This is a genomic window from Gluconobacter sp. DsW_056 (assembly GCF_002153595.1).
Lineage (GTDB): Bacteria > Pseudomonadota > Alphaproteobacteria > Acetobacterales > Acetobacteraceae > Gluconobacter > Gluconobacter albidus.
This window is the reverse complement of record NZ_JOPF01000003.1, coordinates 147735-170655: the sequence shown is the minus strand read 5'-3', so window position 1 is coordinate 170655 and position 22921 is coordinate 147735. Positions and strand designations below refer to the sequence as shown.

Sequence of the window (22921 nt, the reverse complement as noted above, 5' to 3'; positions counted from 1 at the left end):
CCGGTCAGTCCGTATCCAGCCCGCTGACGAGCGACATGGATTTCAGAACGAAACTGCCCTCCGTCACCACGATGTCTCCCACCTTCAGAGGGCCCTGCACGACGGCGCTCTCATCCGTGGCCAGCCTGACCCGGACCTCGCGCGGCGCATAATGGCCCTCCAACGTCTGGACATAGACAAGATCGTGCCCTTCGATCGTCTGCACCGCATTGGCCGGGACGATCATGCCCTCGACGGCCTCGCTGGTTTCCAAGGTCGCGTCCAGCATGACGCCCGGTCGCAGGAAGGCAACAGGCCGGTCCACAACACAGACGACCTTGACCAGTCCCGTCACCGGGTCTGCCACACCATCAATCGTCGTAATTTTCGCATGGAACGGCTCGGCCCGCGTATTTCCTGAAGGCCGAACCGTCACGACACTTCCCACGCCCAGCCGGGACACTTCATCGGGCCGCAGATCCGCGACGATCCACACGCCCGACAGATCCACGACCGTCGCCACGGCCTGCCCCGGCGTCACGTCAGAGGCCACGGAAGTCTGGATGGACTGTACGACACCCCGCACCGGCGAAATGAGCGTGGAGGCCTCATCCTGCACGATCTTTTCCGTCACGGAGGTGAACTCTTCCGTCAGGCGATGCTCGATCAGCCCGATATCCGCTTCCCGCGCCACAACCATGCTGCGGGCCTGCTGCACCGCCGCCTGACGCCGCCGCACTTCCCCGACCGACACCGTACTGCCGACAAGCGACTGCCCGCGACGATAAGCCAGTTCGGCTTCCCCCAGCGTCGCTTTCGCCGAGGCCAGCGCGGCCTGATCCTGCTCCATCTGAAGATGCAGCACATGCAGCGAATGATCGGTGTAATCAATGAGCGCCTGTCCCGGCTCCACGGTCTGCCCTGGTGTCACCCGGACCGCCGTGACTTTGCCGTCCCCGCTCGTACGGATCACGACTGTCCGGGAGAGATCGGCGCTCACCTGAGCCAGCGCCGACACCGTGTCATGCAGTGTTCCCTGACGGACGGTCGCGGTCCGCAGATGCTCCGCGTCCCGCGCCTGCGCCCCCAGTGTCAGGGGCTGCATCCAGCCCGGCGATTCAGCCGCATGCGCACAATTCAGAGCACATGCAGCCACCCCGACGATCAGAAAACGTGAAAAGCGGCTCATGGAATGGTCCCCGTCGCAATACCCATCCGGATAACGGCCGCATGCCAGGCAATCTCCGCACGGTTCAGATCCAGCAGCGCGCGATACGCATCCGTCCGGGCCCGCAGCGCCTCGATCAGCGGCGTCTCGCCCACCCGCCAGGAACGCTCCATCCCGTCCGCCCGGTGCAGCATGGAACTGGCTTCAACGCGGGCGTTGGAGCGCGCGCCGGTCGCCGCTACCAGCCGTGCCCGGACCTGTGCCATCTCGTTCCGCACGGCCCGGCGCGCCTCGACTTCCTGTCGTGTTGCAGCAGCCATGCGGTCCCGGGCGGCGGATTCCTGCGGAGTATTCGTCACTGCACTCGGCAGCGGCACCCGCAGATTGACGCCCACCTGCGTATCCCACGGACTCCCATACTGCCCCTGATCAATCGCATCGACGCCCACTTCGGGGTTGGGCATGAAGCTCCTGCGGACCAGCTTCATCTGGTTCTGCGCCGCAATCACGGCCTGATGCGTTGCCCGCACACGCGGATCAATGTCTTCGACCCAGCGTCCGTCATTGGCACGCGTCAGCTCCAGCCAGTGGTCATCCGCCTGCGTGATATCCGGCACCCCCGGCAGGCCGGTCAGGGTCCGCAACTGGCTCGCAGTGGTTTCGATTTCCTCGGCGGCCATGTCCGCTTCGGTCCGGGCCTGGGCGAGCTGTGCTTCCACGGCCTGCTGGTCGGACATCGCAGTCTCGCCCGCATGTCCGGCCCGCTGCACATCGGCCTCGATCCTGCGCAATGCGGACACCGTCGCCAGTGCCGCAGTCTGCCGGCGCATCGCCATGATCGCGGCCCCGGTTGCATCCACGACCCGCACCGCAACGGACATGCGCTCCACATCCAGGCGAACGGTCGCGGTTTTCGCTTCGGCCTTCGCAACGTTTTCGGTGGCCGTGCCTTGTCCGGGCAGCCAGAGCGGCACCGAAACACCCCCCTGCCAGGTGATGTACCCATGATTGTCCCCGCTGATACGGTCATCATAGTATTCACCGCTCAGTGTCGGGCCACCCGCGAACCAGGACTGCGCTGCCTTCGCCCGCGCATCCGCAGACTCCTGATTGGTCTCGAGTTCGATCCGGACGGGATCATTTTTCCACGCCGCGGCAATCGCATCATGCATTGAAAGCGGTGCTGTCATACTCCCTTCGGCACAGCCATTTTCTGCGCCTGCGACACAGATGACAGCCAGAAGCCCCACGCTGGCCCACAGCCTGCACGCGCCCCCTGCAGACCGCGCAACACAAAGGAAATGAAATGCCATTCCCGTCTCATCCCCCGACCGGCGAGACGTGTCAACGGACAGAAATGCGACTGTCTCTCCGCATTCCGGGTGCGTCACGCAGCTGCTGCGTCAATTGCTCCTCTTCCCAAACAGCCTTATGACTCAAAGCTAAGAGTCACTCTCATTTAATGTCCGTCCTTACTCCCCTAGGGCCCAACATCCATGCTGATCCATATCCCGAACGTCCTTTCTCCCGAAGAAGTCCGCCATTTCCGCAACAGGCTGGAAGCGGCCGAGTGGACGGATGGCCGTGTCACGGCTGGAGAACAGTCCGCACGGGCCAAGCTGAATCTCCAGATCCCGCAGGACTCTCCGGAATGCCGCGAACTCGGGGAAACCATCCTGCGCGCCCTGGGCCGCAATCCGACGTTCAACAGCGCGGCCCTGCCGCTGCGCGTCTACCCGCCGCTTTTCAACCGCTACGATACGGGCATGCATTTCGACGCTCATGTGGACAACGCCATCCGCCCTGTCCCCGGCACGGGCATGCGCATCCGCACCGATGTTTCCTCAACGCTGTTCCTCACCGGCCCGGACGAATATGAAGGCGGCGAACTCGTCATTCAGGATACCTACGGCACCCAGAGCGTGAAACTTCCCGCGGGCGACATGGTGCTCTATCCCTCGACCAGCCTGCACAGCGTCAACCGTATCACCAGCGGCAGCCGCTGGGCTTCATTCTTCTGGTCGCAGTCCATGGTGCGTGACGATACGAAGCGCAGACTGCTCTACGACTTCGACTGCTCCATCATCGAGACCCGCAAGTCCCTGCCCGACAGCCACCCCGCCGTCCTTGGCCTGACCTCGACCTATCACAATCTTCTGCGACAGTGGGCGGAACTCTGACCCCCATATCCGTACCTGCCGACACACATAAAAACAGAAAGGCGGGTTCTCAACCGCATCACCGAGGCGTTATGAAAGATCAGATCGCCTCGGCAATCCGCTGAAAGCCGTCTCTACTGAAAGAAATTAAATAAAAGCTGACATAATCAGCGCAGAAAAGAAAAAACTCTGCAACAGAGCCGGCGAAGATTCACCCGAACACACCCGGACAGCCTTTTAACGAACGTTTAATTATTGTAGGATAATAGTCAATTCTCCTATCGAGAGAGTCAATTCGGGTGATGGAAAAGCAAAAGGATGACTTCAGGCAAAGCCTGAATTCTGTCCAGAACTGGCCACAGGGAGCCCGTGATGACTTTGTCCTTCACGCTCTGGACTGCTCCGCTATTGTCGCCATCACCGATACCCGCGGCCGTATTCTTTCCGTCAACAACCGGTTTGAGGAAATCAGCGGCTACACCCGTGAGCAGCTCATCGGAAACGATCACCGCATGCTGCGCTCAAAGCAGCATGACAAAAAATTCTTTCGCCAGATGTACCGCACGATCGCCTCAGGCAATGTCTGGCATGGCGAGATCTGCAACCGGCGCCAGGACGGCAGTCTGTACTGGGTCGACACCACGATCGTCCCTCATATCTCGGAAAGCGGAAAAGTCACGAGCTATGTGGCCATCCGCTTTGATATCACCGACCGCAAACAGGCTGAAAACCATCTCAAATCAAGCAGGCAGAAACTGCAGAAAGTCGTCAATACAGACTTCCTGACCAAGATTTCGAACCGGCTTCATTTTTCACATACCCTGCGCAGAACACTCCGTACGAGCACCGCAAGCCATATCTGTCTGGCCCTGCTCGACATAGATACCTTCAAAACGATCAACGATACGTCCGGCCACGATTCCGGCGACCGCCTTTTGCGCAAGGTTGCCGAAAAGCTACAGGAATTCGAGAGCGACAGCTGCTTCATCGCCCGCATTGGAGGCGATGAGTTTGCCGTTCTCATGACGGGCGACACTCTGGTCCTGTTCGAGACAATCCTTCAGGACATCCTGGAGCAGATGCGCTTCAGCATCCGCAACCGGACCATGACCCATGCCTGCACCGTGAGTATCGGGTATGTGTCTGTACCCCTGTCCGATGCACGGGAAAAAACCCTTCTGAAATGCGCCGATCTGGCCCTCTATGCTGCCAAAACAGAAGGCCGGAACCGCATGCGGGAATACCATCCCGTCATGGAAGAAAAGCTGGACCTTGCTGCCCGTCTCCGCCGACGCGTCCAGAGTGGCCTGCGCGACCAGAGCATCAAGGTTTTCTACCAGCCCATTTTTTCTCTGAGCGTTCCAGGACGCATTTCATTCGAAGCCCTTCTGCACTGGGACCATCCGCAGCATAAAGTGCTCTCTCCGCAATATTTCCCCGAGGTTTTCGAAGATCACAGCCTGACCATGACCCTGAATACTTTCGTGACGCACAGGGTCATGGAAGATATGAGCAGACTCCGCGAAAAGAACGTTCGTTTTGAGCGGATCGCCATTAACATCACGTCCTGTGATTTCGAGAATACCGATTTTTTTCGAAAGCTCGACAGCCTCGCGGATGGTATGAACGTTCCACTCAATTCCCTGGCGCTCGAAATTACCGAGAACATCTTCTCGCGGCCACACCATCAACAGGTCGAGCGAGAACTCGATACGCTGCATCGCAAGGGAGTCCAGATTTCTCTGGACGATTTTGGCACGGGATTTGCGTCCCTGACCCACCTCAAGACCATCACGTTCGACTACGTCAAGATCAACCGCGCATTTGTAGCCGGGCTGGAGCGTCACGGGACCGATGCGGCAATCATCAGGGGCGTGATTGACATCGTGCACAGCCTCGGACGCAAGGTGGTCGCCGAAGGTATCAGGAGCGCCTCGCAGGTTCGCGCGCTTCTGGAAATGGAATGCGATTTCGTGCAGGGGGATTTTCTGTGCGAAGCAGTGCCTGTGATGGACATCCCGGCCGCACTGGAAAAAATCCGGTACAAGGCGCTTCTGTAAAAGTCCTTGTACCGGGATGACCTGACGGGCGCTTCAGCCCGTCAGGTCGTGTTACTCAGAAACGCTGATCAATACCGGTGAGGATCGTACGGCGCAGACCGTATTGCGGTGCCCCGACGCCAATGCCACTGCCATCACGCAGCAGATAGGTCCGGTCAAACAGATTGGTCACATCCAGACGAAGCTGGGTCCGCTTGAGGAAAGGAACGTGGAACAGATCCTTGAAGGACTGGACCAGCGACAGGTTGAACGTTGCGTACTGCGGAACCGAAGCTCCGTTGGGCGTTGCACCGTCAGCACGCAGACCGCTGCCGTAAACCATCGTTGCAGACAGGCGCAGCGGATGGCCGGTTCTGTGGAAGAAGGAATAGCTGCCGCCTGCCGAAGCGGTCCAGCGCTGATCGTGGTCCAGATGGATCCAGCGCTTGCTGGTATAGGCCAGATCGTCCGGATCGAAGTTCCACTGGGCGGTCGTGATGTCCTTGCCGATCGCGCGGGACCAGGAGAAATTGCCGTAAACACTGAAGGCACCACGGGTATAGTCAGTGGCGAATTCATAGCCATGAACCTGACCGCGACGGTAATTGAACGCCGACAGGATGACGGGAGAGCCAAACTGGCCTTCGTCGATCATGTTTTTAGCGAGCTTCACATAGGCATCAAAAGAGGCATGCCAACCCGGCAGGATGGTCTGAGAGAAGCCCGCATCGAAATAATGGTCACGCTCGGCCTTGACGTTGCTGTTCAGGAACGTTCCTGGAGCGGCAGACGTATTGGCGAACTTGTTAAGCGAAGTGCCTCCCACCAGCTCGAACGGCGGCGGCGTGAAGTAACGGGAATATCCAGCATGGAACGTCCCACCATGCCAGGGCTTGTAAACAATATTCAGACGAGGGCTGACCTGCTTGGCGTGCGTATATTCATCCACGCCATCGAAACGCAGACCATAATTGACTGTCAGGTTCTTGAGCGGACGCCACTCGTCCTGGGCATAGAGCCCGTACATCCAGCCCGTACGGCCCGTTCCGTCATGAATGGTAAGCGGATTGTCGGAATAAACCGCACCCCCGTCGGCATCTTCACCCGTCTGGGGATAAACGGTTGAATCCGATTTGGAAACGTTTCGTTCGACATAGATCTGATAACCGAAGCGGACAGTGTGATCTTTCGCGGCCTGCCATGTCGCGTCGGACTGTGTTCCCGTCGAGAAGACCGAACGGGCCGCACGCTGTGCAATGCCGTTATAGACCAGGTCGCCTAGCGGATCGGGCGAATACCGCAGGGAACTGTAGCGCATCACGGCGGAGGTCTGGAAGCTCAGCTTGCCCATGTCCTTCTGCAGGGACAGGATGCCGAAATCCGTAATTTCCTTCTGATGTTCATTCAGGCTTGAGCTGTCGCCATTGCCGTAAAGCTGCTGTGACAGGTCGCTGCCAGCAAAGGACGGATTGGCAAACTGGCGCTGCTGCCCCGGATTGTTGGGGAGCTGGTATTCCGCATTGGACACACCGGCCGTAAAGCTGATGCGGGTATTTTCATCAACCGTGTAACGGCCATGCCCGAGAAAATGATACTGGTTCGTCAGATCGTGCAGGGCATTGAAGCTCGGTGTCGTGTTTTCGATACCGACACGGTTATGCACGAAATCACCCGTCGCAAACCAGTCCCACTTGCCGTGATGACCTCCGAACTGCACGGACGGAAAGAAATAATCGCGCGCGCCACCGTAAATCGAAACGTCTCCGCCCGCATCCGAATATCCGTTCTTCGTGGTGATATCGATCACGCCAGCCTGAAGGAATCCGTATTCACTGGGGAGCGCGCCGGTCGTCAGCGACATGGAATGGGCAAAGCGCGTCATGAGCGTCTGTCCAAAAACGCTCATACCTTCCGGAAGGGCCACGCCATCCAGACGGAACTGCACTTCATTATGATCGCCACGAACATGGATCTGGCCGTAACTGTCCTGCGCCACGCCCGGAGCCTGAAGCAGCAGGGCGTTCAGCGGAGCATTGTCGCCGCCCGGATTGGTCTCGATCGCCTGACGCGAGAAATTGTAGACCGTGGCCCCTGTTGAAGGCTGAAGCGCGGCCCGGGCGCGCTCGAGATGGGCGTTGACAGTAACGGCATCTTCGCCCGTGCGGCTTGTTTCCGTCGTTGTCGTCCCATGCTGGTCATCGGTGTGGCCGAAGCTGGAACGGGCAGCGGAAGCCTCATCATCCGTCTGGGCGTCAGCGGAAGCCGCAGCCGTCTGGGAAGAGGTTGCAGACGGCGTTACCGACTGCGCAAACGCGGAATCGGCAAGGGCGGTGGTGCAGCCCAGCAACAGCAGAAAAGAACGGGCAGACACAATAGACGGCATGAAACCTCCGGACGGGGATGCAGGCAGAGACGAAGGATTGTCAGAGCGGCTCTCTTATTATGTTATATCATAACGATTCAAGTGAAATCTGCCGCCTCACCCGCCATGATGCGTTGCGCGTTGGCGCTGTTGCACAAGTACAATATAAGCACCGTGAATTGCCGGGTTTGTCCGCCTTTCCGGACAGACTGCCCACGACTGACGCTGCCCTTCCCAGGAGCTCCGATTTTTCCCATGACGCTTCGCAAGGCTCTTCTCCTGAGCGCCAGCCTTCTCGGCCCATCCCTCGCCCTCGCGGCCCCGACGGAGAAACCAAAGACACTGCCCGGAAAAGCTATCGCGCCTCATCGGACGAAAGCCCTTCCGTCAATCTCGAAGTCAGTCCCGCGCAAAGCCGGCCCCCTGTCCGTTCAGGCCCGTGATACCGAAACAATCGCCGTCACCGCACGCCGCACGGATTTCGCCTTCGCCGCAGCACAGCATCTTCCCGACGCTGATACCCGCCTCAGTGCAGAGCGCCTGATCCAGCGCGGCGTTATAACCCTGCGCGATCTGGAGCGCGTCGCGCCCAATCTGACGATCCAGTCGATCAACGGGACGGCCTCGACCAATTTCTATCTGCGTGGCGTGGGCTTCAACGACTTCACCATGAACAACATTCCCACCGTCATGACCTATTTCGATGACGTGCCCTTCGCGTTATCGACCATGTCGAGCGGCCTGATGTTCGATCTGGCGGACGCCACAGTTGCACCCGGTCCCGTCGGGACCACGCACGGGCAGTCCGATACCGGCGGCGAAATCCGCTTCCGCACTGCCGACCCGACCAGCACCTGGCATTATGGGGCCAGTCAGGACATTGCGTCTTATGCCCGAAGCCGCAGCGAGGCCTATGTTTCAGGCCCGATCGCCAAGGGGCTCGATTTCCGTCTGGCCGGACAGATCCGGCAGGGTGGCGGCTGGCAGACCGACCCGCAGAACGGTGCCCATCTGGGCGATGCAGACTCCTATGCCCTGCGCGGCAAGCTGCGCTGGCATTCGGACGACAACCGCACCACGATCCTGCTGTCCGGACATTTCGTGCAGGACAACAGTCAGGTCGTGACCAGTCAGGCCGTCCATCGCCTGATCGGCACAGCCGCTCTCCCGCATCTGGGTCAGCAGCAGGCCGAATGGTCCATGCGGCCAGAGTTCGCAAACCTGATCGGACGTCCGGAAGGGCTCAAACCCAGTGAACACAACCAGTTCTGGGGCTGGGACCTGCATATGGACCATGATTTCGGGTTTGCAAAACTCACCTCCGTCACGGCATTTGAGACCGAGCGGCAGGGCGAATACACCGATCAGGACGGCACGTCGCGCGCCGATGCAGACACCTACCGCACCATCAGTGCCAACGCCTTCACACAGGAGCTGCGTCTGGGCTCCAGCAATCCCGACAGCCGCCTGCAATGGGTCGTCGGCGCGTTCTACCAGCGCAGCCGGATGAAACAGCGCTTCTTCTTCGACTACACCGACTATGCGGCCCGCGGTTACATGATGGCGACGTCTTTTTCCATGAATCAGGAAAGCACGTCCGAATTTGGCCATGTCAGCTACCGGCTGCCCCATAACGTCACGCTGTTTGCGGGCCTGCTGCACGAAATTAACGACCGCAGCCTGCCGGGCCTGACGTCTGAAATCTTCGGCGGCAAGACCACGGCCTTCCACGGTGAGAGCACGGCCTCAGCCCAGTTTGCCGGACAAGTCGGCGTCTCATGGCAGGCGACAAAAACCACGCTCGTCTATTACAAGATGAGCAAGGGCTTCAAACCTGGCGGTTTCAGCGCCAACAACACCCAGATCCAGGCCCAGCTTGATCCGTTCGGACCGGAGACGGTGCTGACCTACGAACTCGGCTTCAAGAGCGATCCCATCCCCAATGTCCTGCGCCTGAACGGTGCGGCCTTCTATAACGACTTCCACGGCCAGCAGGTCGTTGGAACAGTGATGATCCCGAATTACGGCCCGCTCAGCGAAATCACGAACGTCCCGAAATCCGAAAGCTGGGGTTTTGAAGGGACGATCGAACTCCACCCCGTGCGCCATGTTTTCGTGACGCAGAACATCGGCTGGCAGCGCGGGAATTATCAGGACTTCCTGAACGTCAACCGCGCCGCCACGAACGCGGCCTATGCCAAGACAGGCGTCTGGCGGGCCATCAACAGCAATTTCGCTGGCGTGGACAACGGACAGCCTAAACTCACCCTGAACGGTCAGGCAGAATGGCGGCAGCCTCTGACCTCAGCTCTGGGGCTCGATGTGGGGCCGGACTGGTCGTATCGTGGCAGCCAGGCCATCGCGGTTGGCGGCACCGGATTCTATCGCCTGCCGCCTTATTTCCTGCTCGGCGCCCATGCGACCCTTCGCCCCTCATCGGGAAAATGGGAAGCCACGATCTACGCTTCCAACCTGCTCAACCGCAGCTTTTTCGAAAGTGGCGGGATGGCGACGACAACCTATTTCTACATCCCCGGACCGCCGCGCTTCATCGGCGGCCGAGTTTCCTGCGGCTTCTGAAAACCTCGGGGCGGATCAGCAGGAAATCAGGCAGTGCGCGAGCGACTGGATTTCCTGAAGATTCTTCTCGGTATTCATGGGCTCGCGTCCCAGCATGTTCATTGCCCGGAAGTGGATTGTGCTGAGCAGCATGTCCAGAATCGTATCCGGATCCTGGCAGAAAACTTTCTCGCCACGCCGGCTTGCGCGCTCAAGGAACAGGGCCATCTGCGCACGGGCAGGTGCCACGCTCGTTTCCCACAGAACCTGACCGAACTGCGGATCATGCACGGCCTCACCCAGCAGGGTCCCGTAAGTACGGCCCAGCGGTGTGGCGAGGAACCGGACGCGCGCCGCGATCAGTTCGTCCACGTCCCCGGCAAAGCTTCCCGTGTCGATCTGCGGCGTCAGATCGTCGCGCCACAGACGAATGGCATCGAAGAACATCGCCTGTTTGGTTGGCCAGCGCCGATAGACCGTGGCGGTCGAAACGCCAGCGGCTTTTGCCACGCGACTGATCGTCAGGCCCTGATAGCCTTCCTCCGCCAGAACCTGCGCGATCGCCGCGAGGATATTGTCTTTCAGGCTGAGATTGATGGGCCGTCCCGGCGCACGGATCAGTGCGCGGTCCCGAACGGGAACATGCACTGGCTTTAGCGGTAAAGTGTGTGTCACTGCGGTCTGCGACATGAGTGTTCCCCTTCCTGACCATTTTATCGGTCGACATGATCTCTTGAGTTAACGCAGCTAGTCAGAGATGGACGCTTCGTTACAACACGCAATTGCGTTTATTTGATATCAAAAGATGTCCATTTTCCATCAGGGAATCACATGGCTCGCCTGAAGCGCTGTTCTCTTGGCCTGAACTGCTGCTGCATCCATCGGAACAGACCGGACCGAGGCGATCTCCTGAGCAGAAATCCCGGACGACGATCCTCCGCCAAGAGTCGCGGCATAATTCAGCACAGCGGCAATATCGTCATCGGACAGCGCCTTGAACGACGGCATGAAGCCCTTATAGGACTGCCCTTCCACCAGGATCGGACCATGCAGCCCGTTCACCAGAACCGCAGCAAGATACGCCTTCCCTTCGGATGAGGCCGCAATTGCACCAACCCGTCCCGCCAATGCCGGGAAAGCACCCGGTCGGCCTGCGCCCGCAGGACCGTGACACATCGCGCATTTCCCCGCGTACAGGGCTGCACCATCCGCCGCCATCGCCGCCGAGGTCACGAACGGCCCTACGCCGAGAAGGCCCGCCAGCATGATCCTGAACCCATGTCTTTTCGTCATGGCCCGAAGCCCTCCGGAATATGCGTTGCCGTAGCAGTTTGAAACACATTACCTCCCGGTTCGTCTGAAAGCTACCGCCTCCAGACGGCGGCCCGCGTCTTTCTCGAAACCGCAAATCCGCCTATCCTGCGCGCATCTTTCCTGCCGGGGTCCGGCACAGTTGGCAGAGGTTCCGCATGACCCAGAGCGAGACACCCCCTCCCCCGGGCGGCACGAAACGACGCGATCTGCTGACGACCGCAACCGTAACACTGGGCTGCGCGGGGGCCTGCGCCCTTGCCGTCCCTTTCCTCAACAGCCTGAAAAACCCGGCCGCCACGACCCTTTCCGACAGGACGCTGGAGGTCGATCTGTCCTCTCTTGCTCCCGGACAGGACATGACCGTGCAGTGGCAGGACTGGCCCATTTTCATCCAGCATCGCACACCACAGATGCTGGCCGCTCTACAGACGCCCGGCCACATCGCCACCCTGCGAGACGCGGACTCGAAAATGCTCCAGCAGCCGAAGGACGCCACGAACTGGCACCGTTCGGTCCGCGCCGATTATGGCGTTCTGGTGGGGATCTGCACCCATCTGGGCTGCGTCCCGTCTTTCGAGAAACCCGGCTCGGCGCCCGAGGCTGAGGGGGGATATTTCTGCCCCTGTCACGGTTCGCATTTCGACGCCGCAGGCCGCGTCGCACAACGCGCGCCCGCGCCGTATAATCTGCCGGTCCCGCCCGTGACGTTCCTCTCCGACACGAAAATCCGCATTGGCCACAGCGCGGGCGATCCGGGGTTCAGCATGTCCGACATCCAGCAGATCTGAGGACCGGCCCCCATGCCCATACCCGAGAAAACTCCCGGCTGGCTTGAACGGCGCCTGCCCGTCATGAGCGTTTTACGCCGAGAATACATCGCCTTTCCGATGCCCCGGAACCTCAATGCCCTGTGGAGCTTCGGCGCGTTCCTGATCGTGACAATGGCCGTCATGATCGCCAGCGGCCTGTTCCTCGCCATCAACTATACCCCCGACATTACGCAGGCCTTCGCCAGCGTCGAAGCCATAGACCGGCAGATCCCCTCAGGCTGGTTTCTGCGCAGCCTGCATATGGGCGGCGTGACCATGCTGTTCGCCTGCCTCTACATCCATATCGCGCGCAGCCTCTGGTACGGCTCCTACAAGGCCCCGCGCGAACTGCTCTGGCTGACGGGGCTGGGCCTGATGCTGATGGTGATGGTCACGGCGTTCTCGGGTTACGTCCTGCCCTGGGGGCAGATGTCCTATTGGGGCGCCACGGTGGTCCTGAACGCGGTCCATACCATTCCCCTGATCGGCAAGCCGGTTTCCGAACTGCTTCTGGGCGGCGAAACGCTGGGAAACACGGCCCTGCACCGCCTGTTCGTGCTGCATTTCACGATGGCTTTTGCGATCCTCGCCGTCATCGCCCTGCATGTTGCGGCCCTGCATGTAGTCAAGCCGAACAACCCTTCCGGCATTGACCCTGTCAGCCCGAAACAGACCCTGCCGTTCCATCCGTATTACACCAGCCGGGACGGCTTCGCGCTCTGTCTGTTTTTGATGGTCTATGCCGGGCTGGTCTTTTTCCTGCCCGACCTGCTGACGCTCGCGGACAATTATGTTCAGGCCAATCCGCTCGTCACACCGCGTGACATCCGGCCGGAATGGTATTTTGCACCATTTTACGCAATTCTCCGCGCGGTGCCGTCCCGCCTCGGAGGGCTGCTCCTCGCTGTGGGCAGTCTGGCCGTTCTGTTCGCCCTGCCCTCGCTGGACCGTTCACCCACCCGTCCGGCCACACGGCGCCCACTGGTGCGGCTGTCCCTGCCGCTGGCTTTTGTGTCGTTTATTCTGCTGGGCATCGCGGGAATGCATCCGCCGACCGAAACATGGCTGATCGTCAGCCGGGTGGCGATGGCCTGGTGGTTCATTCATTTTCTGGTGGTCATGCCGCTCGTTTCGGAACGGGAGATCACATCATGAGCCGCCTGCTCCGGAATCTCGTGCTTGCCGCCAGCCTCACACCCCTTCTCAGTGCCCTTCCCGCCTGCGCCAGCACCCCGGCCCAGCGCGGCCTGATCGTCTTTCAGCAGGTCTGCGCCGCCTGCCACGGCATGGACCATGTCGATTACGGCGATATGGCCGCCTTCGGACTGTCACCGGACGCCATCCGCAACTGGGCGGCCGATCAGCAGATCCCGAACGGAACGGACGACAATGGCGACCCGAAAACCCGTCCCGCCACACCCGCCGATCCCATCCTTTCGCCCTATCCCAACGAGGCCATAGGGCGCCTTGCCAATCACGGACTGCTCCCGCCCGATCTGTCCCGGCTGGCCATGACGCTGCATGGCGGCCCGGACCAGATCCAGCGCATTCTCCTGTCCTATGCTCCCACACCTGCGGGCGTAAAACTTGATGACGGCCGCTATTACAACACGGCCCTGAAATGGAAGCATATCGGCATGCCTCCACCCCTTCAGGACGGCATGCTGACCTATCCGGACGGCACAAAAGCCACCACCACACAGATGGCAACCGACGTTTCGGCCTTCCTCAACGACGTCGCACACCCGCACGCAGCAGAACGCAGACGGATCGGCCTCTACGTCCTCACCTATCTCGCCTTGATGGCGATCCTGACCTTCCTGCTGCAACGCCGGATCTGGAAATCACGCCCCTGATGACTGTCGTGCTTACAGATGCGAGGCACGATCCATACGATGCGCCTCGCGATAGGTCAGGGGCATGACCGCCAACCCCTGAACCGTCTCGATCACGTCCAGCTCCGCATTTCCAAGCAGCCGCACCAGCGCATCCCGCGGCGTATACTGCCCCCTGACGGCCACGCTGCTCCCGTCCTGCAAAAGCGCGTCGTCCATCAGAACCGGGCATCGCGTCTTGCGCTCCAGCTCTGCGACAGCCGCTGCAAGGGTTTTTGTGTCGATCTGCAAGTCGGCTTTGCGAACCGGACAGATATCAGGCGTCCGCGTCACGGTTTCTCCCCATCCAGGCACGCTGAGAACGCACACACAGACCATCACCTGCAACCCCATCCGCACAGATCCGGATGCGAGACGACACCATGTCAAATACTCAGGATACGGACGGTCTCGCATGCCCGTGACTCCTTCTGGGCGCACCTGCCTCATTTTGCTGGCAGGCCCGCCAGAGGACGGAACGCAACAGCCGGAAGGACGCCTTACCCCTCCCGTTTTTTTGAAGAGCAGACCGAAACGCTTAAAACGTCGGCGGCGTGCAGGCGCTGATGATTTCGCATCCTTCGGAACTCAGACATCGGAACCGGTGGGGCTGGCGACTATCGAAATGATACGCATCCCCCGGCCCAAGGATCTCCTGCCGGTCTCCGACCGTGATTTCCACGCGCCCGTGAAGGATGAAACCACCTTCCTCGCCCTCATGGGCATAAACCGCAGCCCCCGTATCGGCACCGGAAACATAGTTTTCCCGCAGGATCTGCAGCGTCCTGCCGAATGATGGCGCGCCCACCTGACGGAACACCACGCCCCCCTGCTCGAATGTCAGCAGTTCGTCCGCGCGGTAAAAGATCTTGTCACCGCCTTCCGGGGCGATACTGAAAAATTCGCCAAGCGTGACGGGAATCCCGTCCAGAACACGCTTGAGCGTCCCGACGGAGGGGTTCATATCTCCGGATTCGATCAAGGAAATCGTGGAGTTGGTGACGCCGGTCCGCTTGGCCAGCTCACGCTGTGACAGGTTCCTGGCCGTCCGGACAAACCGCAGGCGTGCTCCCAGATCCATCCTGTCCCATGCCCCTTATCCTGTTCCGTGTCATGAGTATGTCATATCGAAACAGAAAGGAAACCATGAAAATCGTTATACCGGGGGGTAGTATTATTTTTTCGTATTCCTGTCCGGGCCGTTCTTCGGACAAAGGCATGTGAGCCCGGAACATATGGCCCGCAAAGCCGTTCTGGAGTAGACAAACTCCCAGAACGGCGTGTGCGGACTTCCGGCTGTTCCAGTCAAGGCTCCGCGATTTTAGCAGAGACAGGATGGACGACTGATGCTGTATGTTTCGACGGGGTGTTTCACCCTCACGGTCATCATGGGCGTGTGGCTCGCCATTTTCGCGGCCCGCTACAAACGCCCTTTCCGCTTCCTCACGCCCGTTCACGTCGGATCGGCCATCGTGGGAGCGGTCTTCCTCATCATTGCCATCAGCAATGGTGACAACCGTCTCATGCTGAACGTGGCACTCGCTGTCGCCATCGCAGCCTTCGGTGTTTTGATGGCGTTTTTCCGCAGGCGCGGCGCCATGATCGCACCGCTCTATATGTGTCACATCCTGCTGGCGGTCATGTTCTATTTCTCGATGGTCTGCTTCACGATTTTTCCGAATTTCGGCCTCGACTGATGCCTTTTACAGTGCGGCAAGGCTCTTCCAGATCATGTAAGCCGCAACCGTGAAAATAACGCAGGCAAAGAACGTGGTCAGCGCAGGGCCGGAGCCTGAAAGACGCTTCGCCGCACGGGTTCCCAGCAAGCTGCCGACCACACCGCCCGCCACGAACAGCAAACCCATCGTCCAGTCCACATAGCCCGAGAGCATGTAACTCAACGCCGTACTCGCCCCCAACGCCGCCACCGCGACCAGGGACGTGCCAACCGCATTGAGAATGGGCATCCGCGTGCAGGCGATCAGCGCCGGCACGATCAGGAACCCGCCCCCAATTCCAAAAAACCCGGACAGCAGTCCTGTCCCGCCCCCGGCCAGCATGACGCGCGGCATGTTCTGGCGGTTGCACGCAGCCCCCGCCTCGCCCTTGTTGCGGCGCCCCCGCAGCATGAGGACGCCCACGACGATCATGAGCAGCGCAAAACACAGCAACAGCTTCTCGCCATTGACCGCCTTGCCCGCTGCCGCTCCGATCAACGCGCCTGCCACGCCGCAGGGCGCGAAAATGCCCGCGCATTTCCATTTGACCGTTCCCGCGCGGGCATGGCTGACCAGTCCGGCCAGAGCATTGACCGCCACCGCCATGGCGCTCGTTCCGATGGCGACATGGGCGTTTTTCACACCCACGACATAGACCATCAGAGGAACGGCCAGAATGGACCCGCCTCCCCCGATCAGTCCCAGCGTAAACCCGATCAAAACACCGCAGGCCAGCTCAAGGGCAATATGCACGATCCGCTCAGCCGCCTTTTTTCGCAGTCAGAGGCTTGGGCGCGACCATCAGTTCACGCCCCTTGAGCATCCCGTCCCAGTACATCAGCGGCATGACGTATTTCTTGAGCCACCAGGCCAGACGCGTCGGCTTTTGGCCATTGAGCAGCCATTTCGGCATCGTGGGTGCAAGTTTGCCCCCATAGCTGAACTCCGCCAGCACGATCCGTCCGTTTTCCACTGTCAGCGGGCAGGCACCATAGCCCTCATATTCCGAAACCGGCCCCTGATGCTTCAGAAATGCCAGCACATTGGTCGCCACCACGGGTGCCTGTACGCGGACGGCGGCCGCCGTCTTGGCGCAGGATGTGCCGATCACGTCTCCGATGGCGAACACGTCCGGGAAACGCACATGCTGCAACGTCGCCGGATTGACCTCAACAAACCCGTCCGATCCCGCCAGGGCGCTCTCGCGGATCACCTGCGGCGCGCTCTGCGGTGGCACGACATGCAGCATGTCGAACGTCCGTTCAACCCGCTCCACACCATCCCCGACCTTGCGCTCGAAAACGGCCTTGCGGTTCGGTCCGTCCACTTCCACCAGCTTCGATCCGGTCTGCAGACCGACGTGATAGCGCCTGATGTACTCCATCAGCGGCGGGACGAATTCCTTGACGCCAAACAGCCCCGGCGTTGCGGTGTCGAACTCGACCGAAATGCTATCCAGAACGCCCCGGCGCTTCCAGGCATCGCAGGACAGATACACAGCTTTCTGCGGCGCACCGGCGCATTTGATCGGCATCGGCGGCTGCGTGAAAATCGCAGTGCCCCCCTTGAGCTGCTGCACAAGCTGCCAGGTGTAGGGCGCCAGATCGAAACGGTAATTCGATGTCACACCATTCCTGCCCAGTGTCTCCACCAGACCCGGAATGGCGTCCCAGTTCAGCGTAATCCCCGTCGCCACGACCAGCGCGTCATAGGACACGACCGTGCCATCCGTCAGCACCACCTCGCGCACATCCGGCCGGAACAGCTTTGCCGCCTGCTTCACCCAGACAACGTCCTTGGGCATGACGTCTGCTTCCTTGCGGCGCGTCTGGGCGGCCTGAAACACGCCCCCGCCCACAAACGTCCAGCCCGGCTGGTAGAAATGCTCATTGGACGGCTCCACCACACCGATGGACAGGTTCCGGTTCCGCTTGAGCAGGCTTCCCGCAGTGGACAGGCCACCCGCACCACCGCCGATGATCAGCACCTGAAAATGGGCTGCATCCCTGCGCGGGGCGGCTGCGGGAGCGGCAACCTTCTCGATCCGCGTCCGCAGACGGCTGATATCCACCCCGGCCCGCTCCGTTGCCGCGAAAATTTCAGCGGCAGGGCGCTTGCCAGCCTCGGCCAGAGCCCAGATCTGCCCCGCCCGCGTCCCGGAGCGGCAATAGCCTACGACCGGCGCAGGCAGCGTGGCCAGAATCTGGCGCGTTTCGGCAATCTGGGCATCGCTCGGCACCGTACCGGATTTTACAGGAATTGCTGCGAACGCCAGCCCCGCTTCCTTTGCAGCGGCTTCGATCACGGCCATATCCGGCTGATCCGGGGCCTCTCCATCGGGACGGAAACACAGGATCGTATGAAACCCCTCAGCCTTCAGATCGGCAATATCCTGCACGGCAATCTGGGGGGAAATGGCATAGCTGTCGGTCAGATGACGGGTTGGCATGGGAACTCCAGAAACGAAAAACAGGGCACGGCCGTGCCGGACAGACGGATTTCAGACGCGATTGACGGGGATCTTGATGTAGCTCACGCCGTCGGCTTCAGGTTCGGGAAGGTGTCCGCCACGCATGTTGACCTGCACGGACGGCATCAGGAGGCGCGGCATCGCAAGCGTCGCGTCGCGCGCCGTGCGCATCTGCACGAACTCTTCTTCGCTCACCCCGTCATGAACATGAATGTTGTAACCGCGCTCGTGCCCGACCGTCGTCAGCCAGACATAGTCGTCCCGTCCCGGCGCCTTGTAGTCATGGCACAGGAACAGCCGCGTCTCGACCGGAAGTGAAAGCAGACGCCGGATGGAGCGGAACAGCTGGCGCGGATCACCGCCCGGGAAATCCGCCCGCGCCGTACCGAAATCCGGCATGAAGATCGTATCGCCCACAAAGGCCGCATCACCGATCACGAACGCCATATCCGCCGGCGTGTGACCCGGAACATGCAGCACCGTTACGGGAAGCTCCCCGATCCGGAAGGTCTCGCCATCGCGGAACAGACGGTCAAACTGCGACCCGTCCCGCGCAAACCGCGTTCCCGCATTGAAGATCTTGCCAAACACAGCCTGGACCAGCGTGATATCCGCCCCGATCCCCAGCTTTCCGCCGATTTTTTCCTGCAGCCACGGAGCGGCAGAGAGATGGTCAGCATGAGCGTGCGTCTCAAGCTGCCAGTCCACAGTCAGGCCTTCGCGCCCGACATAATCGACGATTGCCTGAGCCGAGCCATGCGATGTGCGTCCTGCCGCGGCGTCATAATCAAGCACGCTGTCAATGACGGCGGCGTGCTTCGTGACGGGGCAATGGACCACATGCGTCGCAGTGTTCGTGGCTTCATCGAAAAACGTACAGACGACGGGAACGGGCGTCGCGCCTTGCTCGGTCCGCCGGATCTGGTCGGTCGCGGCCTGAATTGCTGCATCGTGCATGGCGTCCACCTTCTGGCTGCGGAATGTCTTTACGACACTTTCATTAACTGTTAAGTTAATATTGTAAGTGTTGCATGTCAAGCGCCCTGATGCTTTTGGAACCGGACCATGATCGTATCCCCTCCCGCTGAATCGTCTTTTCCGTCCCTTCGCATCGGCGACCGCGCTCCGGATTTCAGCGCCCGGACCACGCATGGCGAGTTCATCATGAGCGCTCTGCGCGGGCACTGGGTTCTGCTCTTTGCCCATCCGGCCGATTTCACACCTGTCTGCACCAGCGAATTCATCGCACTGGCCCGCAGTGCGGAAGAGTTCCAGCAGCGGGACTGTGCGCTCCTCGGCATCTCGGCGGACAGTCTTCCGGCCCATCTGGCCTGGGTGAACGCGATCCGGACCCAGTTCGACGTCCATGTCCCTTTCCCCATCATCGAAGACCCGTCCCTTGCCGTCGCCAAGGCCTACGGCATGCTCGACAGCACGGCTCAGGACAGCGCAACGGTCCGCTCCGTCTTCATGATTGATCCCGCGGGCATCGTCCGGGCGATCCTCAACTACCCTGCCACGGTCGGACGCTCCGTTCCCGAACTCCTGCGTTTGCTCTGCGCACTACAGGAAGTCGACCGCGCGGGCGCTCTCACGCCCGAAAGCTGGCAGCCCGGACAGCGTACCATCGCGCCCCCGCTCCAGACGCAGGCCGCCGTGGAAAAAGCCGGGGCCAAATGGTTCTTCCAACCCATGGCACGGGAACGCTCATGACCGTTCTGCTCCCCCTTGAGAAAAGCCGGGAACTGGCGGAATGGCTGCGCATCCTTGCCCAGCCCCAACGCCTCATGATCCTCTCGGCCCTGCTCGACAGCACCCATGCCGTCAGCGAAATCGAGACCATGACCGGCATCGGACAGCCGACGCTGAGCCAGCATCTGGGCGCACTCAGACGCGCAGGCCTGATCGAATCCCAGCGCGAATCCCGCGCCATCCATTACTGCTGGGCCGACACCCCGGACGCCCGACGCGCACGGGCGCTTCTGATGAGCCTGCAACCCGGAGCCCTCCCGCCCGAACTCCCCGTCCCGGCCCCCGAAACCGCACCCGGCCCGGCTGCGTCAGCGCGGTTTGCCCGTATTCTTCACTCCTGACAGTCTGAAATCAGGATCTGGCAAGTCTTTATTGAAGAATATTGCACCATGCGGAGTTGCGATAAAGTTTCTTCAGGCTGAAACTGTAAAAAGCCCCATACGCTTACCTGAAGGTAAGGAGAAAACACATGATCCGTTATTGTATCGCTCTGGTCGGACTGGCATTTGCACTGACACAGGGTGCCTCCGCCGCCACCCGCGAAGAACAGACGAAGGCCTGCAAGGGCGATGCGCTGCGCCTGTGCGCGCTTGCCATTCCCAACGAAGCCAAGATCACCGCCTGCATGCAGAAGAAGATCGACAAACTGTCCCCGAAATGCCGCGCAATGTTCGCACCTCTCCCTCAGGCCAAAAAAGCGTCCGCACCCAAGCCGAAGCAGGGCTGAAGCAGCCCTGAAAAACAGTTTAACGGATCCGTGATTGCGAAATCGGTCATTTTCGCAATCACTCCCGCGTCCGTGACTGGTTTCTGCCCGACAGACTGGATATGGTACCTCCAGTGATTTTCAACAGAATACTGACATCACACCGCAACCGTCAGGATCGGCCCCGACAGGTCTGGTGTGTTTTGCTGGACAGACCGGAACAATGACCCGACAGTACGACCGCCGCAAAGTAACCCTCAAGGACGTGGCAGCACAGGTCGGGGTCTCCCACACAACGGTTTCCAATGCCTATATCCGCCCTGGCCAGCTCTCGGCCGCCCTGCGCGAGAAGATCCTCGCCGCCGCGCAGGAGCTCGGATATACCGGCCCCGATCCGGCGGCCAAACAGCTTGCAACCGGTCGCGCCGGGGCTCTGGGGTTCCTGTTCAGCGAAGACCTGCCCTACGCCTTCACCGACCCCGCGATCCTGAGCGTCCTCAACGGCGTCGCCCGTTCCTGCGACGATCTGGAAACCGATCTGGCCCTGATTTCCGCGGGCAGCAATCTGCGCAACCGCGCCGCGCCCGTGTCGCTCGGCAACGCGGCCGTGGACGGCTACATCCTCTATTCCGTTGCTCCCGACAGCCGCTGCGTCCTCATGGCCCAGCAGCGCAATGTCCCGCTCGTCGTGGTGGACCAGCCCCGCCTCGATGGCGTGCCGTATGTCGGGATCGACGATCGTGGCTCAGCCTATCGCGCTGCCAAAACCCTTCTTGATCTCGGGCACCGGCATTTCGGCATCCTGTCGCTCAAGACGGCCCATGACGGCTATTTCGGCCCCCTGACCGCCAAACGGCGTGCCAATATTGCCCACAGCACCATCGCCATGCGCCTCGAAGGCTATCTTCTGGCCCTGCGGGAAGCCAAAATCGCCCCCGAAGACGTCCCCGCCTGGGAAATCCCGATTAATTCCGAAGACATGGGAGCGGAAGGCGTTCGCCATCTGCTGAACCGCGCCCAGCGTCCGACCGCCATTCTCGCCATGAGCGACCGCGTCGCCATCGGCGCCATGCAGACCATCCGCGCCCTGGGCCTGAACATCCCGCAGGACGTCTCGATCTTCGGGTTCGACGACATCCCCGCCGCCGAAGGTGCCGATCTGAGCACGATCCGCCAGCCTCACGAACGCAAGGGGACGGAAGCCGTGCGCCTGCTGGGTGCGGCCAGCGGCAGCGAGAATGTCATCCTCGATACCGAACTGGTCCTGCGCGGCAGCATCGGCCCCGCCGCAACCTGACGGCGGCTTTCAGCTCCGCAGCGCCGCAGGAAGCTCGCTGAAAGAACTGATCCGCAGATGCGGGTCCAGCGCCGCGCACTGGGCTGCGGATCCATGGCCGTAACTGGCCCAGCATGAGGCAATCCCCGCATTGCGGGCGAACTGGAGGTCGGCCACAGTATCGCCCACCATCAGGAAGGCCGAGCGCGGCTGCGTCGGGAACAGCGGCACAATCCGCTCGTCCATCACGCGCGGATCAGGCTTGTGCGGAAAATGCGGTTCGGAGGCCACGACGCCCGAGAAGAACGGCGTCAGGCCAAAGCGCGCGATGCTCGCACAGACGGTCGGGGCATGTTTGTTGCTGAGAATGGTAAGGATGGTCCCCTGTTCTTTCAGCGCGGCGAGCGTGTCCACCACCCCGTCGAACAGGACCGTCTCCTCTTCGTCCGCAGCCGGGTAGAACGCCCGGTAATGGCGCACGAACGCTGCGGCGTCCTGTGCATCGCTTTCGGGGACGATCGCCTGAAACAGCGTCTGGAGCGTTCCGCCCCGCGTCAGTTCCTGCCTGAGCGCAGCCGGTGCGGGAGCGGGGACGCCCACGGCGTTGAATGCTTCTCTGAGGCTGCGAAGAATGGCCGGCTGCGTTTCCGCCAGCGTGCCGTCATAGTCGAGGAGGAGGATCGGAAAACCTGTCATGCTTTCCTTTTCCCCCGCCATGCGACGGAAATCCATCCCC

The 22921-nt window shown here is 60.8% G+C and carries 22 protein-coding genes; 11 read left to right on the top strand and 11 right to left on the bottom strand.

What is annotated here, in order from left to right; all coding sequences use genetic code 11:
• Positions 1–4: 4 nt before the first annotated feature.
• Both HK22_RS02745 and HK22_RS02740 read right to left on the bottom strand, forming a co-directional pair.
• Entirely contained in the window at positions 5–1168 is a 1164-nt protein-coding gene (locus HK22_RS02745) for an efflux RND transporter periplasmic adaptor subunit (protein ID WP_086648241.1), read from the bottom strand.
• Positions 1165–2337, bottom strand: coding sequence for a TolC family protein (locus HK22_RS02740; RefSeq protein WP_167369391.1), 1173 nt, complete (start codon positions 2335–2337; stop codon positions 1165–1167). Before HK22_RS02740 ends, HK22_RS02745 begins: the two co-directional genes overlap by 4 nt.
• Positions 2338–2643: 306 nt before the next feature.
• On the opposite strand from HK22_RS02740, the gene HK22_RS02735 reads away from it, so the two are divergent.
• Both HK22_RS02735 and HK22_RS02730 read left to right on the top strand, forming a co-directional pair.
• Complete coding sequence (locus HK22_RS02735; protein ID WP_077802219.1) at positions 2644–3327, top strand: Fe2+-dependent dioxygenase; 684 nt, start codon at positions 2644–2646, stop codon at positions 3325–3327.
• A gap of 281 nt (positions 3328–3608) precedes the next feature.
• The gene (locus HK22_RS02730; protein ID WP_062031697.1) at positions 3609–5366 is read left to right on the top strand and encodes a bifunctional diguanylate cyclase/phosphodiesterase; all 1758 of its coding nucleotides are present in this window, start codon (positions 3609–3611) and stop codon (positions 5364–5366) included.
• 55 nt (positions 5367–5421) lie between these two features.
• Here HK22_RS02730 and HK22_RS02725 read toward each other — a convergent pair whose 3' ends face one another.
• Positions 5422–7728 (bottom strand): TonB-dependent receptor, encoded by a 2307-nt coding sequence (locus HK22_RS02725; protein ID WP_062031699.1) that lies wholly within the window; start codon positions 7726–7728, stop codon positions 5422–5424.
• 234 nt (positions 7729–7962) lie between these two features.
• Between HK22_RS02725 and HK22_RS02720 the strand changes: the two genes are divergently transcribed.
• The gene (locus HK22_RS02720) at positions 7963–10287 is read left to right on the top strand and encodes a TonB-dependent receptor (protein WP_086648240.1); all 2325 of its coding nucleotides are present in this window, start codon (positions 7963–7965) and stop codon (positions 10285–10287) included.
• A gap of 15 nt (positions 10288–10302) precedes the next feature.
• On the opposite strand, the gene HK22_RS02715 is transcribed toward HK22_RS02720, so the two are convergent.
• Together HK22_RS02715 and HK22_RS02710 are read right to left on the bottom strand one after the other, a co-directional pair.
• Positions 10303–10956, bottom strand: a complete 654-nt coding sequence (locus tag HK22_RS02715) for a TetR/AcrR family transcriptional regulator (RefSeq protein WP_077802216.1) — start codon at positions 10954–10956, stop codon at positions 10303–10305.
• A gap of 129 nt (positions 10957–11085) precedes the next feature.
• Positions 11086–11559, bottom strand: a complete 474-nt coding sequence (locus tag HK22_RS02710; RefSeq protein ID WP_077802215.1) for a cytochrome c — start codon at positions 11557–11559, stop codon at positions 11086–11088.
• Positions 11560–11735: 176 nt separating this feature from the next.
• Here HK22_RS02710 and petA point away from each other — a divergent pair, with 176 nt between their 5' ends.
• Genes petA through HK22_RS02695 form a run of 3 tightly spaced genes read left to right on the top strand, consistent with a single transcriptional unit; the run spans position 11736 to position 14245 of the window.
• Positions 11736–12368, top strand: a complete 633-nt coding sequence (petA, locus tag HK22_RS02705; RefSeq protein ID WP_086648239.1) for a ubiquinol-cytochrome c reductase iron-sulfur subunit — start codon at positions 11736–11738, stop codon at positions 12366–12368.
• A gap of 12 nt (positions 12369–12380) precedes the next feature.
• On the top strand, positions 12381–13544 hold the full coding sequence (locus HK22_RS02700) for a cytochrome b N-terminal domain-containing protein (RefSeq protein ID WP_086648238.1): 1164 nt from the start codon (positions 12381–12383) through the stop codon (positions 13542–13544).
• The gene (locus HK22_RS02695; protein ID WP_086648237.1) at positions 13541–14245 is read left to right on the top strand and encodes a cytochrome c1; all 705 of its coding nucleotides are present in this window, start codon (positions 13541–13543) and stop codon (positions 14243–14245) included. Before HK22_RS02700 ends, HK22_RS02695 begins: the two co-directional genes overlap by 4 nt.
• A 12-nt stretch (positions 14246–14257) precedes the next feature.
• Here the strand turns inward: HK22_RS02695 and HK22_RS02690 are convergent, their stop codons facing one another.
• Together HK22_RS02690 and HK22_RS02685 are read right to left on the bottom strand one after the other, a co-directional pair.
• Positions 14258–14557, bottom strand: a complete 300-nt coding sequence (locus tag HK22_RS02690; protein WP_143412367.1) for an STN domain-containing protein — start codon at positions 14555–14557, stop codon at positions 14258–14260.
• Between the two features lie 244 nt (positions 14558–14801).
• The gene (locus tag HK22_RS02685) at positions 14802–15344 is read right to left on the bottom strand and encodes a cupin domain-containing protein (RefSeq protein WP_062109207.1); all 543 of its coding nucleotides are present in this window, start codon (positions 15342–15344) and stop codon (positions 14802–14804) included.
• 265 nt (positions 15345–15609) lie between these two features.
• On the opposite strand from HK22_RS02685, the gene HK22_RS02680 reads away from it, so the two are divergent.
• Positions 15610–15960 carry a hypothetical protein gene (locus HK22_RS02680; RefSeq protein WP_062031726.1) on the top strand — a complete coding sequence of 117 codons (351 nt, stop codon included), beginning with the start codon at positions 15610–15612 and terminating at the stop codon, positions 15958–15960.
• 6 nt (positions 15961–15966) lie between these two features.
• On the opposite strand, the gene HK22_RS02675 is transcribed toward HK22_RS02680, so the two are convergent.
• The 3 genes from HK22_RS02675 to HK22_RS02665 are packed head-to-tail and all read right to left on the bottom strand — an operon-like array spanning position 15967 to position 19408.
• Positions 15967–16734 carry a sulfite exporter TauE/SafE family protein gene (locus tag HK22_RS02675; RefSeq protein WP_086648235.1) on the bottom strand — a complete coding sequence of 256 codons (768 nt, stop codon included), beginning with the start codon at positions 16732–16734 and terminating at the stop codon, positions 15967–15969.
• 7 nt (positions 16735–16741) lie between these two features.
• Positions 16742–18430, bottom strand: coding sequence for a bifunctional protein tyrosine phosphatase family protein/NAD(P)/FAD-dependent oxidoreductase (locus HK22_RS02670; protein WP_086648234.1), 1689 nt, complete (start codon positions 18428–18430; stop codon positions 16742–16744).
• Between the two features lie 51 nt (positions 18431–18481).
• On the bottom strand, positions 18482–19408 hold the full coding sequence (locus HK22_RS02665; RefSeq protein WP_062031739.1) for an MBL fold metallo-hydrolase: 927 nt from the start codon (positions 19406–19408) through the stop codon (positions 18482–18484).
• A gap of 108 nt (positions 19409–19516) precedes the next feature.
• Here HK22_RS02665 and HK22_RS02660 point away from each other — a divergent pair, with 108 nt between their 5' ends.
• The 4 genes from HK22_RS02660 (at position 19517) to HK22_RS02645 (ending at position 22206) form a co-directional block, all read left to right on the top strand.
• On the top strand, positions 19517–20164 hold the full coding sequence (locus tag HK22_RS02660) for a peroxiredoxin (protein WP_062031743.1): 648 nt from the start codon (positions 19517–19519) through the stop codon (positions 20162–20164).
• The gene (locus HK22_RS02655) at positions 20161–20544 is read left to right on the top strand and encodes a helix-turn-helix transcriptional regulator (RefSeq protein WP_062031747.1); all 384 of its coding nucleotides are present in this window, start codon (positions 20161–20163) and stop codon (positions 20542–20544) included. The genes HK22_RS02660 and HK22_RS02655 overlap by 4 nt, the downstream gene beginning before the upstream one ends.
• A gap of 128 nt (positions 20545–20672) precedes the next feature.
• Positions 20673–20930, top strand: a complete 258-nt coding sequence (locus HK22_RS02650; protein WP_062109216.1) for a hypothetical protein — start codon at positions 20673–20675, stop codon at positions 20928–20930.
• Between the two features lie 202 nt (positions 20931–21132).
• Positions 21133–22206, top strand: a complete 1074-nt coding sequence (locus HK22_RS02645) for a LacI family DNA-binding transcriptional regulator (protein WP_086648233.1) — start codon at positions 21133–21135, stop codon at positions 22204–22206.
• Between the two features lie 9 nt (positions 22207–22215).
• Here the strand turns inward: HK22_RS02645 and HK22_RS02640 are convergent, their stop codons facing one another.
• Positions 22216–22881 (bottom strand): HAD family hydrolase, encoded by a 666-nt coding sequence (locus tag HK22_RS02640; RefSeq protein ID WP_086648289.1) that lies wholly within the window; start codon positions 22879–22881, stop codon positions 22216–22218.
• Positions 22882–22921 lie beyond the last annotated feature (40 nt).